Here is a 17,316-nt window from a genome sequence, read left to right as displayed (position 1 = left end):
GCGCTCGGACCGAGGTTGCTCACCACCACCGTGTACGACAAGGCACCGCCCAAGCCCACACTCGCCGTGCCGGTCTTGACCGAGCGGATGTCCGCGCTCGGCGTCACCGGAGTGGTGACCGTGCCGGTGCAACGTGCAGCCGCCGGACAGGTCGGATCGCCGCCGCCGCTGGCGGCAGCGCTGTTGTTGCCATTCGTCGCTGTCGCACCGACGTTGACGTTCAGGGTCAGCACCGTGTTCGCACCCGCCGCGATCGTGCCGGTGAAGGTGCAGCTCAATGCCGTCGTGCCGGTGCAACTCCAGTTCGCACCCGTCGCGCTCGCCAGGGTGATCCCCGTCGGCAGCGTGTCCGCGACCGTGATGTTGCCTGCGGTCGGGCCTGCGCCCGTGTTCGACACCGTGATCGTGTAGCTCGCCGCCTGTCCGACGACGAACGGGTTCGGCGTCGCCGTCTTCGTCACCGTCAGCTGCGGCTGCAGCAGGTTCGTCGTCGCCGTGCCGGTGTTGTTGCCCGGCACCGGGTCGGTCGTCCCCGACGGCGGGTTCGCCGTCGCGGTGTTCGTCACCGACGTTCCGCTCGTCGGCGCCGTGCCGGTGATCGTGAACGTCACGCTGCCGCCCGAGGGCAACGTCGTGATCGTGCTCGTCACGTTGTTGCCCGCCACGTTCACCGTGCCGCACGCCGCGCCGCCGGTCGGAGTTCCGCAGCTCGCGCCCACCGCCGTGATCCCGGCCGGCACCGCGTCGCTGAACGTCGTGCCGTTCGCGTTGCTCGGGCCGTGGTTCGTCACCACCACCGCGTAGCTCAGCGCGCCGCCGTAACCCACCGACGCCGTGCCTGTCTTCACCGCTTCGATGTCCGCGCTCGTCGCGACCGGCGTGACGACCGTGCTGGTGTTGTCGGATGGCGTCGGGTCCGGTGTCGGACTCGACACGGTCGCCGCGTTCGTGATCGAACCCGTCACGCCGGCACCGACCGAGTACGTCACGGTCACGCTGACGCCGGCGCCGTTCGCGAGCGTCCCGAGGTTGCACGGGAACCCGCCCGTGCAGGGCGCGGTGGCCGACACGAAGGTCAGGCCGGCCGGCGTCGGATCCGCCAGCGACACGTTCGTCGCATTGCTCGGTCCGTTGTTCGTGACCGCGAGCGTGTAGCTCACGTTCTGGCCCGCGGTCGCACCGGCCGGACCGGTCTTCACGACCGACACGTTCGCCGACGCTGCAACCGTCGTCGTGACGCTGCTGGTGTTGTTGCCCGCGGTCGGATCGGTCGTCGTGCTCGACACGGTCGCCGTGTTCGTGATCGGGCCGGTCACGCCGGCACCGACGGCATAGGTCACCGTCACGCTCAGACCGACGCCGTTGCCGAGCGTCCCCAGGTTGCACGGGAAACCGCCGGCGCAAGGCGCCGTCGCCGACACGAAGGTCAGGCCCGCCGGTGCGGGATCGGCCAGCGCAACGTTCGCGGCATTGCTCGGACCGTTGTTCGTGACCGCGAGCGTGTAACTGACGTTCGTTCCTGCCGTCGCCGTCGCCGGGCCGGTCTTCACGACCTGCACGTCGGCGCTCGTCGTGATGGTCGTCGTCACGCTGCTGCTGTTGTTCGTCGTCGCCGGATCGGGCGTCGGACTCGACACCGCCGCCGCGTTGATCACGGATCCGGTCACACCGGCGCCGACCAGGTACGTCACGTTGATGTTCGTCGTCGCGCCGTTCGCGAGCGTGCCAAGATTGCATGGGAAGCCTCCCGCGCAAGGCGCGGTGGCCGACACGAAGGTCAAGCCGGCCGGCGTCGGATCCGCCAGCACGACGCTCGCTGCATCGCTCGGACCCGCATTGTGCACGGCGAGCGTGTAGCTGACGTTCTGGCCCGCGGTCGCATTGGCCGGACCGGTCTTCACGACCGACACATCCGCCGACGCCGAGATCGTCGTCGTCACGCTGCTGGTGTTGTTGCCCGGTGTCGGATCGATCGTCGTGCTCGACACCGCAGCCGCGTTCGTGACCGGACCGGTTACGCCGGCACCGACCGCGTAGGTCACCGTCACGCTGACGCCGACGCCGTTGCCGAGCGTTCCCAGGTTGCACGGGAAGCCGCCGGCACAGGGTGCCGTCGCCGACACGAAGGTCAGGCCCGCCGGTGTGGGATCGGCCAACGCAACGTTCGCGGCATTGCTCGGACCGTTGTTCGTGACCGCGAGCGCGTAACTGACGCTCGTTCCGGCCGTGGCGGTCGCCGGGCCGGTCTTGACGACCTGCACGTCCGCGCTGGTCGTGACCAGCGTGTTCGCCGTGCTGCTGTTGTTGCCGGGCGTCGGATCGGGCGTCGTGCTCGATACGGTTGCCGTGTTCGCGATCGAGCCGGTCACGCCGGCACCGACGGCATAGGTCACCGTCACGCTGACACCGACGCCGCTGCCGAGCGTTCCCAGGTTGCAAGGGAATCCGCCGGCGCAGGGCGCCGTCGCCGACACGAAGCTCAGGCCGGCCGGCGTCGGATCTGCGAGCGATACGTTGGCCGCATTGCTCGTGCCGTTGTTGGTGACCGCGAGTGTGTAGACCACGTTCTGACCCGCCGTCGCACTGGCGGGACCGGTCTTCACGACCGCAAGGTCGGCACTCGTGGTCACCGGCGTGCTGACGGTGCTCGCGTTGTCAGCCGGCGTCGGATCGGGCGTGGGGCTCGATACCGTCGCCGTGTTCGCGATCGGACCGGTCACGCCGGCGCCGACGAGGTAGGTCACGGTGATGTTCGTCGTCGCGCCGTTCGCGAGCGTGCCGAGATTGCATGGGAAGCCTCCCGTGCAGGGTGCCGTCGCCGAGACGAAGGTCAGCCCCGCAGGGGTCGGATCGGCCAGCGACACGTTCGCCGCGTCGCTCGGTCCCGCGTTGTGCACGGCGAGCGTGTAAACGACGTTCTGGCCCGCAGTCGCGCTCGCCGGGCCGGTCTTCACGACCGACACGTTGGCCGACGACGCGATCGTCGTCGTCACGCTGCTGCTGTTGTTGCCCGGCGTCGGATCGGACGTCGTGCTCGACAGCGTCGCCGTATTGGTGATCGATCCGCTGCCGTTCGCCGGCACGGCGAACGTCACCGTTACGTTGACACTTGCGCCACCCGCAAGCGTGCCGAGGGCGCAGGGGAAGCCGCCTGCGCAGGGCGCCGTGGCAGACACGAACGTCAGCCCGGCCGGGGTCGGATCGGCGAGCGATACGCCGGCGGCCGGACTCGGACCGTTGTTGGTCACCGCGAGCGTGTAGCTGACGTTCGTTCCTGCCGTAGCCGTTGCCGGACCGGTCTTGACGACGGCGAGGTCCGCGCTCGCGATCGGTGTGACCACCACGCTCGCGCTGTTGTTGCCCGGGTTCGGATCGGTCTGGTCGATCGCCGACAGGCTGGCCGTGTTCGTGAACCCGCTGTCGGTGTCCACATCCGCCACGATCGTCAACGTCGCCGTCGCACCCGCGCCACTCGCCGCGAGGTTGCCCACCGTCCACGTACCCGTGCCCGTGTTGTATGCACCCTGGCTCGGCGTCGCCGACACGAAGATCAAGCCCGCCGGCAGCACGTCGCTGAGCGCCACGCCCGTCGCCGCACTCGGTCCGTTGTTCGTCGCCGTGATCGTGAACGTCACCTGGTCGCCACGGATCGGGTTGGCGTTGTCCACGCCCTTCAGCACCTGGATGTCCGCCGACTGGCCGTTCAGCGTCACGCCGCCCGTGTTGTTCGTCGTGTTCGGGTCGTGCTCGTCCGCATCCACCGTCGCCGTGTTCGTGATGTCGCCCGGCAACGTCACCGTCGCCACGATCTGCAGCGTCACACTGTTGCCCGCCGCCACGCTGCCGATCGTCCACAGGCCGACGTTGTCGTCGTAGATGCCCTGCGACGCCGTCGACGACACGTACACCAGACCCATCGGCAACAGGTCGTCCACCGACACGTTCGTCGCGTCGTTCGGACCCGCGATCGTCACCGTCACCGTGTACGTCACGTTCGTGCCGAGGTTCGGGGTCGCGTTGTCGACTGTCTTGGCCAGCTGCAGGTCCGCCGACGGCTGCGCATTGAGCGAGGCCGAACCCGCGTTGTTGCCGGTGTTCGGATCGAACTGGTCGCCTGCGCTCTTCGTCGCGGTATTGGTGATCGAGCCCGGCGTCAGCACGGTCGCGGTGATGTCCAGCGTTGCGTTCGCACCATTCACCAGCGCACCGACCGTCCACAGGCCCGTGTTGTTGTCGTACGTGCCCTGTGACGGCGTGGACGACACGTACAGCAGGCCGCTCGGCAATGCATCGAGGACCGCGAGACCCGTCGCATTGTTCGGGCCGTTGTTCGTCACCGTCACCGTGAACGTCACGTCATCGCCGACGTTCGGCGTCGCGTTCTCCACGCTCTTGGTCACCGCGATGTCCGCGCTCGGGTTGACCGGCACCGTCGTCGTGCCGGTGCAGCGCGCCGCTGCCGGGCACGTCGGATCGCCGCCACCGCTCGCCGTCGCGCTGTTGTTCGCGTTCGCCGCGCTCGCCGCCACCGTCACGTTCAACGTCAGCGTCGTGCTGCCGCCCGCCGCGATCGTGCCGGTGTACGTGCAGCTCAGCGCCGTCGTGCCGATGCAACTCCAGTTCGCACCCGTCGCGCTCGCCAGGGTGATCCCCGCCGGCAGCGTGTCGGACACCGTGATGTTCCCCGCCGTCGGACCTGCGCCGCCATTCGCGACCGTGATCGTGTAGCTCGCCGCCTGCCCGACGATGAACGGGTTCGGCGTCGCCGTCTTCGTCACCGTCAGCTGCGGCTGCAGCAGGTTCGTCGTCGCCGTGCCGGTGTTGTTGCCCGGCACCGGGTCGGTCGTTCCCGACGGCGGCTGCGCCGTCGCGCTGTTCGTCACCGACGTTCCGCTCGTCGGCGCCGTGCCGGTGATCGTGAACGTCACGCTGCCGCCCGAGGGCAACGTCGTGATCGTGCTCGTCACGTTGTTGCCCGCCACGTTCACCGTGCCGCATGCGGCGCCACCGGTCGGCGTGCCGCAGCTCGCCGCCACCGATGTCACGCCTGCGGGCACCGCATCGCTGAACGTCGTGCCGTTCGCGGCGCTCGGACCGAGGTTGCTCACCACCACCGTGTACGACAAGGCACCGCCCAAGCCCACACTCGCCGTGCCGGTCTTGACCGAGCGGATGTCCGCGCTCGGCGTCACCGGAGTGGTGACCGTGCCGGTGCAACGTGCAGCGGCCGGGCAACTGCCGTCGCCACCGCCGCTCGCAGTAGCGCTGTTGTTGCCGGTTGTCGCCGTGGAACCCACGGTGACATTCAAGGTCAGCACCGTGTTCGCGCCGGCCGCAAGCGTGCCGGTGAAAGTGCAGCCAAGCACGGTCGTGCCCGTGCAGCTCCAGTTGGCGCCGCTCGTGCTCGACAGCGTGATGCCGGTGGGCAAGGTATCGGCGATCACGATATTGCCGATCGTGCTGCTGCTGCCGGTGTTTTGCACCGTGATCGCGTAACTCGCCGGCTGGCCGACCGTGAACGGGTTAGGGCTTGCGGTCTTGCTTACCGTCAATTGCGGACAGGGCGACAGGATCGATGCAGTCGCCGTGTTGTCGGCGGCTCCCCCAGGTGCGGGCGAGGTGAAACCGGCCTGCACCGAGGTACCTTCGGCGAAACCGGCCGGGTCGGTGATGGTGGAGGTATTGAGGATGCTGCTGCCGCACGCATTGACCGTGGCGTTGATGACGTAGCTGACCGTGCCTCCCGCCACCGCGTTTCCGGCAGGCAGGCTGGCGTTACCGCTGATCGCACCGGAACCGCTCGTGGTGCCGTTGACCGCGCCACCCGGACAACTTGCGCCATTGCTGGCGGTGCATGTCCAGGAAGTAAACGCAAGACCGGCTGGAACCGCGTCGGCGACCGCTGCAAGCGCATCGTGTGCGGTCAACGGAGCGACGGTCGGCCGCGCCGTGTTGTTGCTGTAAGTCACGGTGTATTGCACCGTGGAGCCGAGCGCCGGCGTCGGGTTGTTGACCGCCTTTGTTGTCCTGAGGTCGATGTCGTTGTCGACAATGGTCAGCGTGGCGGTGGTGCTCGGCACGCCGCCGCAAGCGGCAGTCGATGCGATGAGATAGCTCGCCGACGGCTGCACCGTCATCAGGACGGTTTCGTTGTTCTCGATCACCGCATCGTCGACGATGCTGGATATCGGCACATCGAACTGGCTGGCGGCTGTCGTGCCATCGTAAAAACCGGCGGGTACCGCGACCGTGACGGTCGTCGTGCCGCTCGCAGTGGTGTAATCGCTGTTGAGCGTGGCAGTGCCGGTCAACACGACCTGCACATTCATGCCACCCGCAGGCACCGTACCCACGACGCGGATCTGGGGTGGCGTCAGCACACCACCTTCGGTCAGGCTGCTGTTGCCGGCCAGTTCGACGAACGGCTTCAGCACGACCTGGACGTTGTCGATGAAGTTGCCGAAGGAATTGTCCCCGCCCGCGGAAGAAATTGCCTCGAAGCCGATCCGCTGCACGCCGGCCGCGCCGGTCCAGACGAAGCTGCCGCTGTAGTCGCCCCAGCCGGCCGTCGTCACGCGCGCGCAGGTACCCGCCGTTACCGAGCCATCGTTGGCGAAGCAGGTTGCGGCGCCCGGATTGCCGTCGTTGGAATCCAGCGCCTGCACGACGCGATTGGTGCCGGCGGTATTGCCGATGCGGAATTCGGTGACGTCACCGGTCGTTGCACTCTGGCGTCCGCGATGGCTGAAGGTCCAGCTCACGGTTTCGCCGGTAACCATGCACACGTTCTGATACAGGCGAGAGGCCTGCTGGGCATTGAGCTCGGCGAACTGCGTTCCCTGCCGAGCGGCGATGCCGTTGAAGTTGTTGGACCAGATCTCGATGAGCGGACCGGTGGTTGCCGCTATGTTCGGCGCGCATGCATTGCCCCCAGCCGAAGGATGCGTCGTCTCCCAGCCGGGGACCTGGCCGGCATCGATCTGGAAAGAGCACGAGGACGCGCCCGCGCTCGGCAGTTCGAAGCCGAGGTTGGCGAAGCCGCGTTGCGCCTGCGCGTGCGCATCCGGCGCGCCGACCATGAACATGGCCAGCAAGCACAACGAGGCCAGAAGCCCGCGCCAAGCGCCGTCGTCGCCCCTGCGGGCGGAAGTGCGCCTCAAGAATGCGTGGTTCGAGCCACCAGAATTGGCACAGGATGACTCCCTGCGCAAATTCCGACCGCAGACAGCACGACTAAGCGCTGACGAGCATTCCTGCGTCTTTTCAAGCTTCGCTGTAGCTGCCGCGCAGCTGAACAGGCGGCGCACGGCAGCGCCGTTGCGGTCGATCCCCATGACTCATCACCCCAAAAGTATCGCTACAGCGGCAGAGGACAGACGCGCGCAAAGGCCAAAAACGTCAACCGGATCACGGTTCCGAAGCGCGCGAGTCTAACCGACACAGCAAGGATCGGGCCAAGATCACTTGTAACCGAGGGAAAAATATCGCCAGGACGAGGGATTGATCGTGGCGAAGCCTCCGCCTGCAGGCGGAGGCAATGCAAATCCGGATCAGCCTGCGACGGGATAGGTCGGTGCACTGTCGAGCGTGGCCCCGCAGATCGCTGCGAGCTCGAGCAGGCGCAGGTCGGCGCCGGGGCGACCGACGAGTTGCAGGCCGACCGGCAGGCCATCGGGCAGGCGGCCCATCGGCAGGCTGACCGCGGGACACCCGGCGAGGCTCGCGAACGCGGTGAGGTCGGCGTCGTTCGCGCGTTCCCCTTCGGCGAGCGGATAGGCGCCGTGCGAGACGGTCGGCAGCACCAGCACGTCGATGTCCTCGAACACGCGCCGCGCCTTCAGCACGGTCGCATCGAGCGCACGATCCGCGGCGGCGTAGTCGACCGCGGACTTGCCTTTCGCGTAGTCGAGCATCGAGCGCAGGCGCGGCGACAGCGGGTGCGCGGTGTCGGCGAGGTCGTTGGCGAGTTCGACGCCGAGTTCGCTTTCCATCACCAGCAACGCGGCGCGCCGCGTGCGCGCGAGATCGTGGTCGGAAAAATCCATCTCGACACGCTGGCCGAGCACGCCGCCGATGCGCGTGACGGCGGCATCGAACACCGCGCGCACCTCGGGCGTGACGCCGAGCACGCCGAGGTCGCGCGCGAACGCGCTGCGCAGGCGACCGGGCTCCCAGTCCGGCGTGGCCAGCGGCACGCGCCGGCGGCGCGAGCGCGGGTCGGCGGGGTCGTGTGCGTCGAGCACCTGCACGACGATCGCGAGGTCCTCGACCGAACGCGCGAGGATGCCGACGCAGTCGAGGCGGCGCGCGGCGCGCACCATGCCGCGGGTGGAGATTTCGCCGTGGGTCGGCTTGAGCGCGTACACGCCGCAGTGGCTGGCCGGAATGCGTACCGAACCGAGCGTGTCGCTGCCGATCGCGAAGCTGCACAGGCCGGCGGCCACCGCCGCGGCCGAACCGCCGGACGAACCTCCCGCGGTGTACGCGTTGCGCAAGGGATTGTGCACGGCGCCGTAGTGCGGATTGGCCGAGAACGTGCCGAGCGCGCCTTCGTCGAGGTTGGTCTTGCCGAGGATGACCGCGCCCGCCGCGCGCAGGCGCGCGACGGCGCTGGCATCGTGCGGCGCGGTATGCGTGCGGCGACCCGGCAAGCCGGCCGTGGTCGGCAGTCCGGCGACGTCGAAGTTGTCCTTGATCGCGACGGCGAGGCCGTCGAGGCGACCGATCGTGCGGCCCTCGCGCCGGCGCGCGTCGCTGGCCGCTGCATGTTCCTCCATGCGCGGATCGAGCGCGGTGTACGCGTTGAGGCGCGGATTCTCGCGTGCGATCGCGCCGGCGTAGGCGTGCATCAGGTGCGTGCTGTCGACGCGGGCGCTGGCCAGCCAGTGCAGTTGCTGGAACGCGGCAGCGCCGCGCAATTCGGTGTCGCCGGGGTGATCCGTCATGGTTTTTGAAGGCGTTGTCGGAGGTCGATTATGCCCGAGGGACGCGGATTCGCATGGCGCGGCGCAATGCGGGGAGCGCGGCTGCCGCCGGGCAGCGGTCGCGCTTGCAGAGCGAACGAAGCGGCCCGCAAGGGCGCGCGTGCCACGCGCGCAGCCACTGGAGCAACCACTCTAACCCGCCCGCATACGCTCGCTCGATGACCTACGACTATGTGATCGTCGGCGCCGGTTCGGCCGGTTGCGTGCTGGCGAACCGCCTCAGCGCGAATCCCGCCAACCGCGTGCTGCTGCTCGAGGCCGGTGGCCGTGACTGGCACCCGTTCATCCATATGCCGGCCGGGCTCGCCAAGCTGGTCGGCAAGAAGGGCGTGAACTGGGACTACACCACCGAACCCGAGCCGAACCTCGGCGGGCGCCGCCTGTGGTGGCCGCGCGGCAAGGTGCTCGGCGGATCCAGTTCGATCAACGCGATGTGCTACACGCGCGGCACGCCGCGCGACTACGACGAGTGGGCGACCGCAAGCGGCGATCCGCGCTGGGCCTGGTCGAACGTGCTCGACGTGTTCAAGCGCAGCGAAGGCAACGTGCGCGGTGCCGATGCGTTCCACGGCGCCGACGGTCCGCTGACGGTGTCGCCGCTGCGTCACCACAACGTGCTGTCGCAGGCATTCATCGACGCGGCCGCCGAGGCGGGCCAGCCGCGCAACGACGACTTCAACGCTGCCACGCAGGAAGGCTTCGGCTACTACGCGGTGACCCAGCGCAACGGTGCGCGCTGCTCGGCCGCGGTCGCCTATCTGCGCCCTGCACTCGCCCGCTCGAACCTCGCCGTGCACACGCGCGCGCTGACCACGCGCGTCCTGCTCGAGGGCGGACGCGCGGTCGGCGTGTCATACCGCCATCGCGGCCGGCTCGAACGCGCCGAGGCGGGCAACGTGATCCTCGCCGGCGGCGCGGTCAATTCGCCGCAGCTGCTGATGCTGTCCGGTATCGGTCCGGCCGATCATCTGCGCGAACACGGCGTCGCGGTCGCGCTCGATCGCGCCGGCGTCGGTGCGAACCTGCAGGATCATCTCGACATCTGCACGCTGGTGCGCTCGACGCGCGCGATCACCTACGACAAAACCAACGACCTCGCGGTCGCGCTGCGCTTCCTGTTGAAGCGCGACGGCATCGGCAGCTCGAACATCGCCGAGGCGGGCGGTTTCCTGCGTTCGCGCCTCGCGCCGGACGAGCGCTGCGACATGCAGTTCCACTTCGTGCCGGCCCTGCTCGACGACCACGGTCGCCACCGCCTCGACGGTTACGGCTACACCGTGCACGCGTGCAGCCTGCGCCCGAAGAGTCGCGGCGCGATCCGCCTCAAATCGGCGGATCCGGCGGCGCACGCGGCGATCCACGCGAACTACCTCGGCGATGCCGAGGGCCATGACTTGCGCATGATGGTCGAGGGCGCGCGCCTGTCGCGCACGATCCTCGCGCAGGAACCGTTCGCGCCGTATCGCGGCGAAGAGATTTTCCCGGGCACCGACGCGGACGACGATGCGGATCTCGCCGCATTCGTGCGTCGCAAGGCCGAGACGATCTACCACCCGGTCGGTTCCTGCCGCATGGGCAAGGACGACGCAGCGGTGGTCGACAGCGAGCTGCGCGTGCGCGGCGTCGAGGGCCTGCGCGTGGTCGACGCGTCGATCATGCCGACGCTGATCGGCGGCAACACGAATGCGCCGACCATCATGATTGCGGAGCGTGCTTCGGACCTTCTGCTCGCGCTTTGACTGCAGGAGCGGCGGAAGCCGCGATGCTTACGACGATCGAAGCCTAAGCATCGCGGCTTCCGCCGCTCCCACAGAAGCTGTGGCTCAGCCAGGAAACGCAACGCATTGCATTCACCTCTCCCGCTTGCGGGAGAGGTCGACGCGCGCAGCGCGGCGGGTGAGGGACAGCGAGGCCGAAGGTATCTTCCTTCGAACGCTGCGCTCCGATCTCCCCTCACCCCAGCCCTCTCCCGCAAGCGGGAGAGGGGGAATCAGCCGAGCGCCTGCTCCAGTTCCGGCACCAGCTTGAACAGGTCGCCGACGAGGCCGTAGTCGGCGATCTCGAAGATCGGCGCTTCGGCATCCTTGTTGATCGCGACGATCGTGCCGGCATCCTTGATGCCGGTGAGGTGCTGGATCGCGCCGGAAATGCCGATCGCGACGTACAGGTCCGGCGCGATGATCTTGCCGGTCTGGCCAACCTGCAGGTCGCTCGGCACGTAGCCGGCGTCGACTGCCGCGCGCGAGGCGCCGACCGCTGCGCCCATCTTGTCGGCGAGCGCGTAGATGATCTTGAACGCGTCCGACGAACCGAGCGCACGGCCACCGGAGACGACGCGCGCGGCGCCCTGCAGGTCCGGGCGGTCGCTCTTGCCCTGCGCGAGGCCGACGAAGCGCGTGTGCGTCGGCAGCGCGGCGTCGAGTGCGAGTGCTTCGATCGGCGCCGCATTGGCGCCGTTCGCGGCGGCCGCGTAGGAGGCGGTGCGCACGGTGCCGACCAGCACGCTGCCGGCGGGCGCTTCAACCGTGACGATCGCGTTGCCGGCGTAGATCGGGCGCTTGAACGTGTGCGTGCCTTCGACGGCGGAAATGTCCGACACCTGCGCGACGCCGAGCAGGGCGGCGGCGCGCGGCAGCACGTCCTTGCCGAACGTCGTCGACGGTGCGAGCACGTGCGTGTAGCCGTTCTTCGCCGCTGCGGCGATCTGCGGCGCATGCACCGCCGCGAGTGCGTGCGCATTCTCGGCGCGCGCCACGGTCAGCACCTTCGACACGCCGTCGATCTTCGCGGCCTCTGCGGCCACGCCGGCCGGGTCGGCCGCGAGCACGAGCACGTCGATCGACTCGGCCTTGAGATCCCTGGCGCAGGTGACGCAACGCGCCGTGCTGCCGTTGAGTTTGCCGTCCTGGTGTTCGGCGATGATGAGAATCTTGGACATGGTCGTTTCCTTTGCTTCCCTTCTCCCGCCGGAAGAAGGTGGCGCGCAGCGCCGGATGAGGGAAGGACATCAAGTGTTCGCGGTATCTTCTTGACCGGGAGGCGCTTCCCTCATCCGCCTTCGGCACCTTCTCCCAAGGGGAAGGAAAAGCTAGACCAACCCCTTGTTCTTCAGCGCGGCGACGAGTTCCGCCACGTCCTTGACCATCACGCCCTTGCTGCGTTTCGCGGGAGGCGCGTAGCGGGTCGTCTTGAGGTGGTCGCCGGACTCGACGCCGAGGCTGGCGAACTCGATCGTCTCGATCGGCTTGGACTTCGCCTTCATGATGTCCGGCAGCTTGATGAAGCGCGGTTCGTTGAGGCGCAGGTCGGTGGTGATCACTGCGGGCAGATCGACTTCGATCGTCTCGAGGCCGGCATCGACTTCGCGCGTCACCCGGGCGACCTGTCCGGAAATCTCGACCTTCGACGCGAACGTCGCCTGCGGGCGACCCCACAGCGCCGCGAGCATCTGGCCGGTCTGGTTGCAGTCGTCGTCGATCGCCTGCTTGCCGAGCAGGACGATGCCGGGCTGTTCCTTCTCGACCAGCTTCAGCAGCGCGCGCGCCGCGGTGAGCGGCTGGATCGCCTCGTTCGTGACGACGTGGATCGCGCGGTTCGCGCCCATCGCGAGGCCGTTGCGGATGTGCGCCTGCGCATCGGCCGGGCCGATCGTCGCGACGATCACCTCGCTCGCGACGCCTTTCTCGCGCAACCGCAGCGCTTCTTCCAGCGCGATGTCGTCGAACGGATTGGCCGACAGCTTGACGCCATCGGTGACCACGCCGGAACCGTCCGGCTTGACCTGGATGCGCACGTTGTAATCGACGACGCGCTTATAGCCGACCAGGATCTTCATCGGGTGTCGAACCTCGCTGGGAGAACCGCGCGGCCCGGGGCCGCGCAAAGAGGCGCGATTTTAGCGGAAACACGGCGCCGGCGCCGGACCACCTCCGCGACGGGATGTCGCGGGTTTTCCACAGCCGGCGTGGACAGCCCTGTGGACAAGTCCTGTATCGAAGTGTGCAAACGCCGCTGCCATGCGGCTGTCAAGCGGGGTTGCGCAAGACTTGCGCAAACGGCCGCACCGGTCGCCCGCGCGTCGACGTCTGCGACGTAGGCGCGGCGCGACTCACGCGCTCGTCGACGGAATGCCAACCGATTGCCCGCACGCGTCGCGACCGGCTTCGTCATTCGAAACCGTCGGCGAAGATCGCGTCGGACGCGACCTCGACCGCGCCGATGTCGCAACCCGTGCCTTGCGGGCGCACGATGCCGCGCTGATCGGTCGTTTGCACGCAGTCCACGGGCGCGATCGCATCGATCGCCGCACTGGTCGGGCCCGGCATCATCGTCGGCGTGGAGCCGCCGTTATCCTGCAGCGGACCGAGATCGAGACTGCTGGCGAAGACGAGGTTGTTGCTGCCCGTCCATGGCTCCGCCATGTCGATGTCGCCGCCGGACGACTGCGTGTTGCCGGCAACGATCGAACGGTCGATGGTCGCGGAGCCGTTGCCCTCGAGGCCGCCGCCGACGCCGCTGGCCGAGTTCGCCGAAATGGTCGCATGCACCAGGTGCACGATCCCGTCGGAGTAGATGCCGGCGCCGTCGCGCAAGGAGTGGTTGCCGCTGATCGTGCTGTTGGTGACCGTCAGCGTGGCCGCGGAATGGATGCCGCCGCCGTTGTAGCGCGCGAAGTTGTTGCTGACCGTGCTGCCGGCCAACGTGATCGTGCCGGCGGGCGCGTGGATGCCGCCGCCGTCGTAGTACGCCTCGTTGCCGGCGACGAGGCTGCGCGTCAGGCTCAGCGTGCCGTCGACCGCGATGCCCGCGCCCAGCTTGCCGAGATTGCCGCTGATCGTGCTGTCGACGACGACGAGCGCCCCAAGCGCATGCACGCCGCCGCCATGGGACGTGCCCCATTCGCCGTTGCCCTCGATCGTGCTCGAAGTGATCGTGACGGTGCCGGTCCCGGTGCCCACACCGCCGCCCAGGTAGGAAGTGTTGTGGTCGATCGTGCAGCGCTCGAGCGTGACCGCACCGCTTGGCGAGGCGATGCCGCCGCCGGCGAACGCGGCCGTGTTGCCGCTTACGCGGCAGTCGCTCATCGACAGGTCCGCTGCCTCCATGCACACGCCGCCGCCTTCGCGGCCGCCGTTGCAGCGTGGCTCGAATGCGTCGCCATTGCGTATCGCCACGCCGACGAGCACCAGCCGGCTGCCGGCGGGCGCCGAGTCGCGCAGTACGCCGAATCGGTTGGTCGCGCCGACCGGCCGTGCGATCGTCACGCCGTCGGGGTAGAGGCCGGGGCCGCTGCCACGCCACGCGCTGCCGTCGATGGTCAGGTGCGCGGCCGTGACGAGCAGCGTGCCGCCGATGCCTCCGCCCGCGTCCGCCGAATCGGCAAGCGTGACCGTGCCGGGCGTCGCTGCACCGGTGATCGCCGATGTGGCGAACGTGATCGTGTCGTCGACACCGAATGCGCCGGTCTTGTGGCAGGCCGCCACCAGTCCACCGACATCCATCGACATGATGGCCTGCCGCAGCGTGCACGTGCCGATTGCGCTCGAATCGGAATCGTCCGGCGAGGTGACGGCGATCGTGGCCGCATTCGCCGAGAACGGTGCGAGCGCGAGCAGCAAAGCCGCGGCGAGGCTACGCCGGGACGGAGCGGCGCGCGTCGGCCGCGATGGTGCGCAATACGGGACTGTCGTCGGCGACACGATGGCGTTCTCTCCTGGGGATGGCGCGGCGTGCGCGCCGCATCCTCACTGCTACGCAGGATCGCGCCGAATACCTCAACCCGCCGGGATACGTCCTCGCCGGGTCCTCGTGGCAGGGTCGACTAGGCCGGCGCAGCGATGCGTGCGAGCAGCGTGTCGGCAAAGCGCCGCGCGCTGCCGGCGGCGTGTGCGAAGAACAGTGACGGCTCGGCCAGTTCGAGTTCGAGCAGGCGCGGCGCGCCGTCGGCGTCGTGAATGAGGTCGACGCGCGCGTAGGCGAGCGGCCCGGCGAACGGAATCGCCGCCAATGCGCGCGTGGCGAGCTCGCGCTCGTCCGTGCTCGCCACGCGTGGGGTGATGTCCTCGGCCGCGAACAGCGCATCGGTGGGCCCGTCACCGCGGCGCAGCAGCGGTCCCTTGCGGATCGCGTGGCTGAAGACGCCGTCGAAGTGGATCAGTGCGGTCTCGCCGTGTTCGTCGACGCGCTCGAGGTACGGTTGCAACAGCACGCTGCGGCCGGCATCGAGCAGGCGCGCGATGTGTGCAATCGCGCGCGTGCAATCGACGCGACCGTGGCGCTGTGCATCGCGCGAGCCGGCACCGACGCTCGGCTTGACCACGAATTCGTTCGCATCGGTGCCGGCGAGGAATGCATCGAGCGCGGCCTTTGCGTCCATGCCGGGTTCGACGAACGTGCTCGGCACGATCGCGACGCCCGCGCGTTCGAGGTCGGCGAGATAGTGCTTGTCGGTGTTCCAGCGCAGCACGTCGGGCGGATTGAGCAGGCGGGTCTGGGTCGCAACGCGCTCGGCCCAGGCGAGGAACCCGGGCAGGCGTTCGGCGTAGTCCCAGGTCGAACGCAGCAGCGCGAGGTCGACGCCGCGCCAGTCGAACGCGGGGTCGTCCCAGTCGGCGATCACGACCTCGGCACCGGCCTCGCGCAACGCGGCTTCGAGCGGCGGGAGGTCATCATCGAGCGCGCGCGCGGCGGCGACGCTGGCGAGGGCAATGCGTGGACGCTGCATGCGGCACCCAACGGGTGATGGAAGGACGCGCAAGCATAGCCGTTCGGGTTGCAGGAAAGAGCCGTTCGTGTCGAGCGCGGCGGGGCAAAATTCCGCGAAGTCGAAGCACCTGCAATGCTGAAATGCGCCCTTCGACTCCGGCGCTACGCGCCTGCGCTCAGGGTGAACGGAGTCTTGTAGGTCGCGGGCCAGCGCCCGGCCCGGAGCCTGCCCCGGACGTGATCCGCGCGTGAGCGGAAATTCCGAGCCGTTCGGTAATTCTCATCCATCGCTCGGGAATCTTCAGCCGTTCGTGTTGAGCGCAGCGGAGCGAAGCTCCGCGAAGTCGAAACACCTGCAACGACTAAGGGGAATCTTCAGTCGTTCGTGTTGAGCGCAGCGGCGCGGCGCTCCGCGAAGTCGAAACACCTGCAACGACTAAGGGGAATCTCCGCCGTTCGTGTTGAGCGCAGCGGAGCAACGCTCCGCGAAGTCGAAACACCTGCGATGACTTAGACGCGCCCTTCGACTCCGGCGCTACGCGCCTGCGCTCAGGGTGAACGGAGTCTTGTTGGTCGCGGGCCAGCGCCCGGAGCCTGCCCCGGACGTGATCAGGTAGTGAGCGGGAATTTCGAACCGTTCGGGGAATTCTCATCCATCGCTCGGGGAATCTTCGCCCGTTCGTGTTGAGCGCAGCGGAGCGAAGCTCCGCGAAGTCGAAACACCTGCAACGACTAAGGAGAATCTTCAGCCGTTCGTGTTGAGCGCAGCGGAGCAACGCTCCGCGAAGTCGAACACCCGTGCAGCGGGATTGTTCAATCGTTGGCGTCGATTGCCACGCCGACGAGGTCGGTCGGGAAGATCGGAGAAACTGCCGCCGGGCTGCGTACTGCGCAGCAACGGCCGGAGCCGCCCGCATTCGCAAGGAACGACAATGACCTTCGGGCGACGGCTTCGAGCCGCGAGCACGCTGCGCCGCACTCGATCGCGGCGCGCCGGCGGGGCCGTTTCGCAGTCGCCGGCGCCGGCCTCGCGTATGCTTGGCGCATGCAGCAAGCCACCGCCGACGACATCACCGGCTGGATCCGCGACTGGCAGGACGGTGATCCTGCCGCGCGCGACCGCGTGTTCACGCGTCTGTACGGCGAGCTGAAACGGCTCGCTGCGGCGGTGCTGCGCAGCGAGTCCGGCCACGACACGCTGCAGCCGACCGCCTTGCTCAACGACGCGCTGATCAAGCTGACCCTCGCCGCGCGCGCGCCGCCAGCGGAGGACCGCGGCCATTTCGCGCGCATTGTCGCGCGCGCGATGCGCCAGGTGCTGGTCGACCGCGCGCGGCGCAAGCTCGCCGACAAGCGCGGCGGCGGCGCGGCGCCGCTGTCGCTGGAGGGCCACGACGCCGCGTTGAGCGCGAATCCGGCCGAGCTGATCGCGCTCGACGACGCGCTGGCGACGCTCGCGAAACTCGATCCGCGCGCGGCCAGCGTGGTCGAGCTGCGCGTGTTCGCCGGCCTCACCATCGACGAGACTGCGCAGGCGCTCGCGATCCACCCGTCCGCGGTCAACCGCGAGTGGGCACACGCCTCATCGTGGCTGAAGACCCAGCTCGCCGGCTCGGGCTGAAACCGC

Annotated in this window: 8 protein-coding genes; 2 read left to right on the top strand and 6 right to left on the bottom strand. The window is 68.6% G+C overall.

Going from position 1 to position 17,316, the window contains the following annotated elements; translation table 11 throughout:
* The coding region (locus ACILRJ_RS15725; protein WP_395684146.1) for a hypothetical protein at nucleotides 1-7,085 on the bottom strand (7,085 nt) is incomplete at its 3' end.
* A gap of 465 nt (nucleotides 7,086-7,550) precedes the next feature.
* Nucleotides 7,551-8,945 carry an amidase gene (locus tag ACILRJ_RS15720; RefSeq protein ID WP_395684145.1) on the bottom strand — a complete coding sequence of 465 codons (1,395 nt, stop codon included), beginning with the start codon at nucleotides 8,943-8,945 and terminating at the stop codon, nucleotides 7,551-7,553.
* 197 nt (nucleotides 8,946-9,142) lie between these two features.
* Here ACILRJ_RS15720 and ACILRJ_RS15715 point away from each other — a divergent pair, with 197 nt between their 5' ends.
* Nucleotides 9,143-10,723, top strand: coding sequence for a GMC family oxidoreductase (locus tag ACILRJ_RS15715; RefSeq protein ID WP_395684144.1), 1,581 nt, complete (start codon nucleotides 9,143-9,145; stop codon nucleotides 10,721-10,723).
* Nucleotides 10,724-10,974: 251 nt separating this feature from the next.
* Here the strand turns inward: ACILRJ_RS15715 and ACILRJ_RS15710 are convergent, their stop codons facing one another.
* The 4 genes from ACILRJ_RS15710 to ACILRJ_RS15695 all read right to left on the bottom strand — a co-directional run bounded on the left by ACILRJ_RS15710 (nucleotide 10,975) and on the right by ACILRJ_RS15695 (nucleotide 15,708).
* Entirely contained in the window at nucleotides 10,975-11,922 is a 948-nt protein-coding gene (locus tag ACILRJ_RS15710) for an electron transfer flavoprotein subunit alpha/FixB family protein (protein WP_395684143.1), read from the bottom strand.
* Between the two features lie 150 nt (nucleotides 11,923-12,072).
* On the bottom strand, nucleotides 12,073-12,819 hold the full coding sequence (locus ACILRJ_RS15705) for an electron transfer flavoprotein subunit beta/FixA family protein (protein WP_395684142.1): 747 nt from the start codon (nucleotides 12,817-12,819) through the stop codon (nucleotides 12,073-12,075).
* 331 nt (nucleotides 12,820-13,150) lie between these two features.
* Nucleotides 13,151-14,683 (bottom strand): choice-of-anchor Q domain-containing protein, encoded by a 1,533-nt coding sequence (locus ACILRJ_RS15700; RefSeq protein WP_395684141.1) that lies wholly within the window; start codon nucleotides 14,681-14,683, stop codon nucleotides 13,151-13,153.
* Nucleotides 14,684-14,805: 122 nt separating this feature from the next.
* Nucleotides 14,806-15,708, bottom strand: coding sequence for a RimK family alpha-L-glutamate ligase (locus ACILRJ_RS15695; RefSeq protein WP_395684140.1), 903 nt, complete (start codon nucleotides 15,706-15,708; stop codon nucleotides 14,806-14,808).
* A gap of 1,026 nt (nucleotides 15,709-16,734) precedes the next feature.
* Between ACILRJ_RS15695 and ACILRJ_RS15690 the strand changes: the two genes are divergently transcribed.
* Complete coding sequence (locus tag ACILRJ_RS15690) at nucleotides 16,735-17,310, top strand: ECF-type sigma factor (protein WP_395684139.1); 576 nt, start codon at nucleotides 16,735-16,737, stop codon at nucleotides 17,308-17,310.
* Nucleotides 17,311-17,316 lie beyond the last annotated feature (6 nt).

Origin of the sequence: Dokdonella sp. (assembly GCF_044227025.1) — a bacterium.
GTDB lineage: Bacteria > Pseudomonadota > Gammaproteobacteria > Xanthomonadales > Rhodanobacteraceae > Dokdonella_A.
Note: the sequence above shows the minus strand (reverse complement) of the source record. Positions and strands in the feature narration are given on the sequence as shown.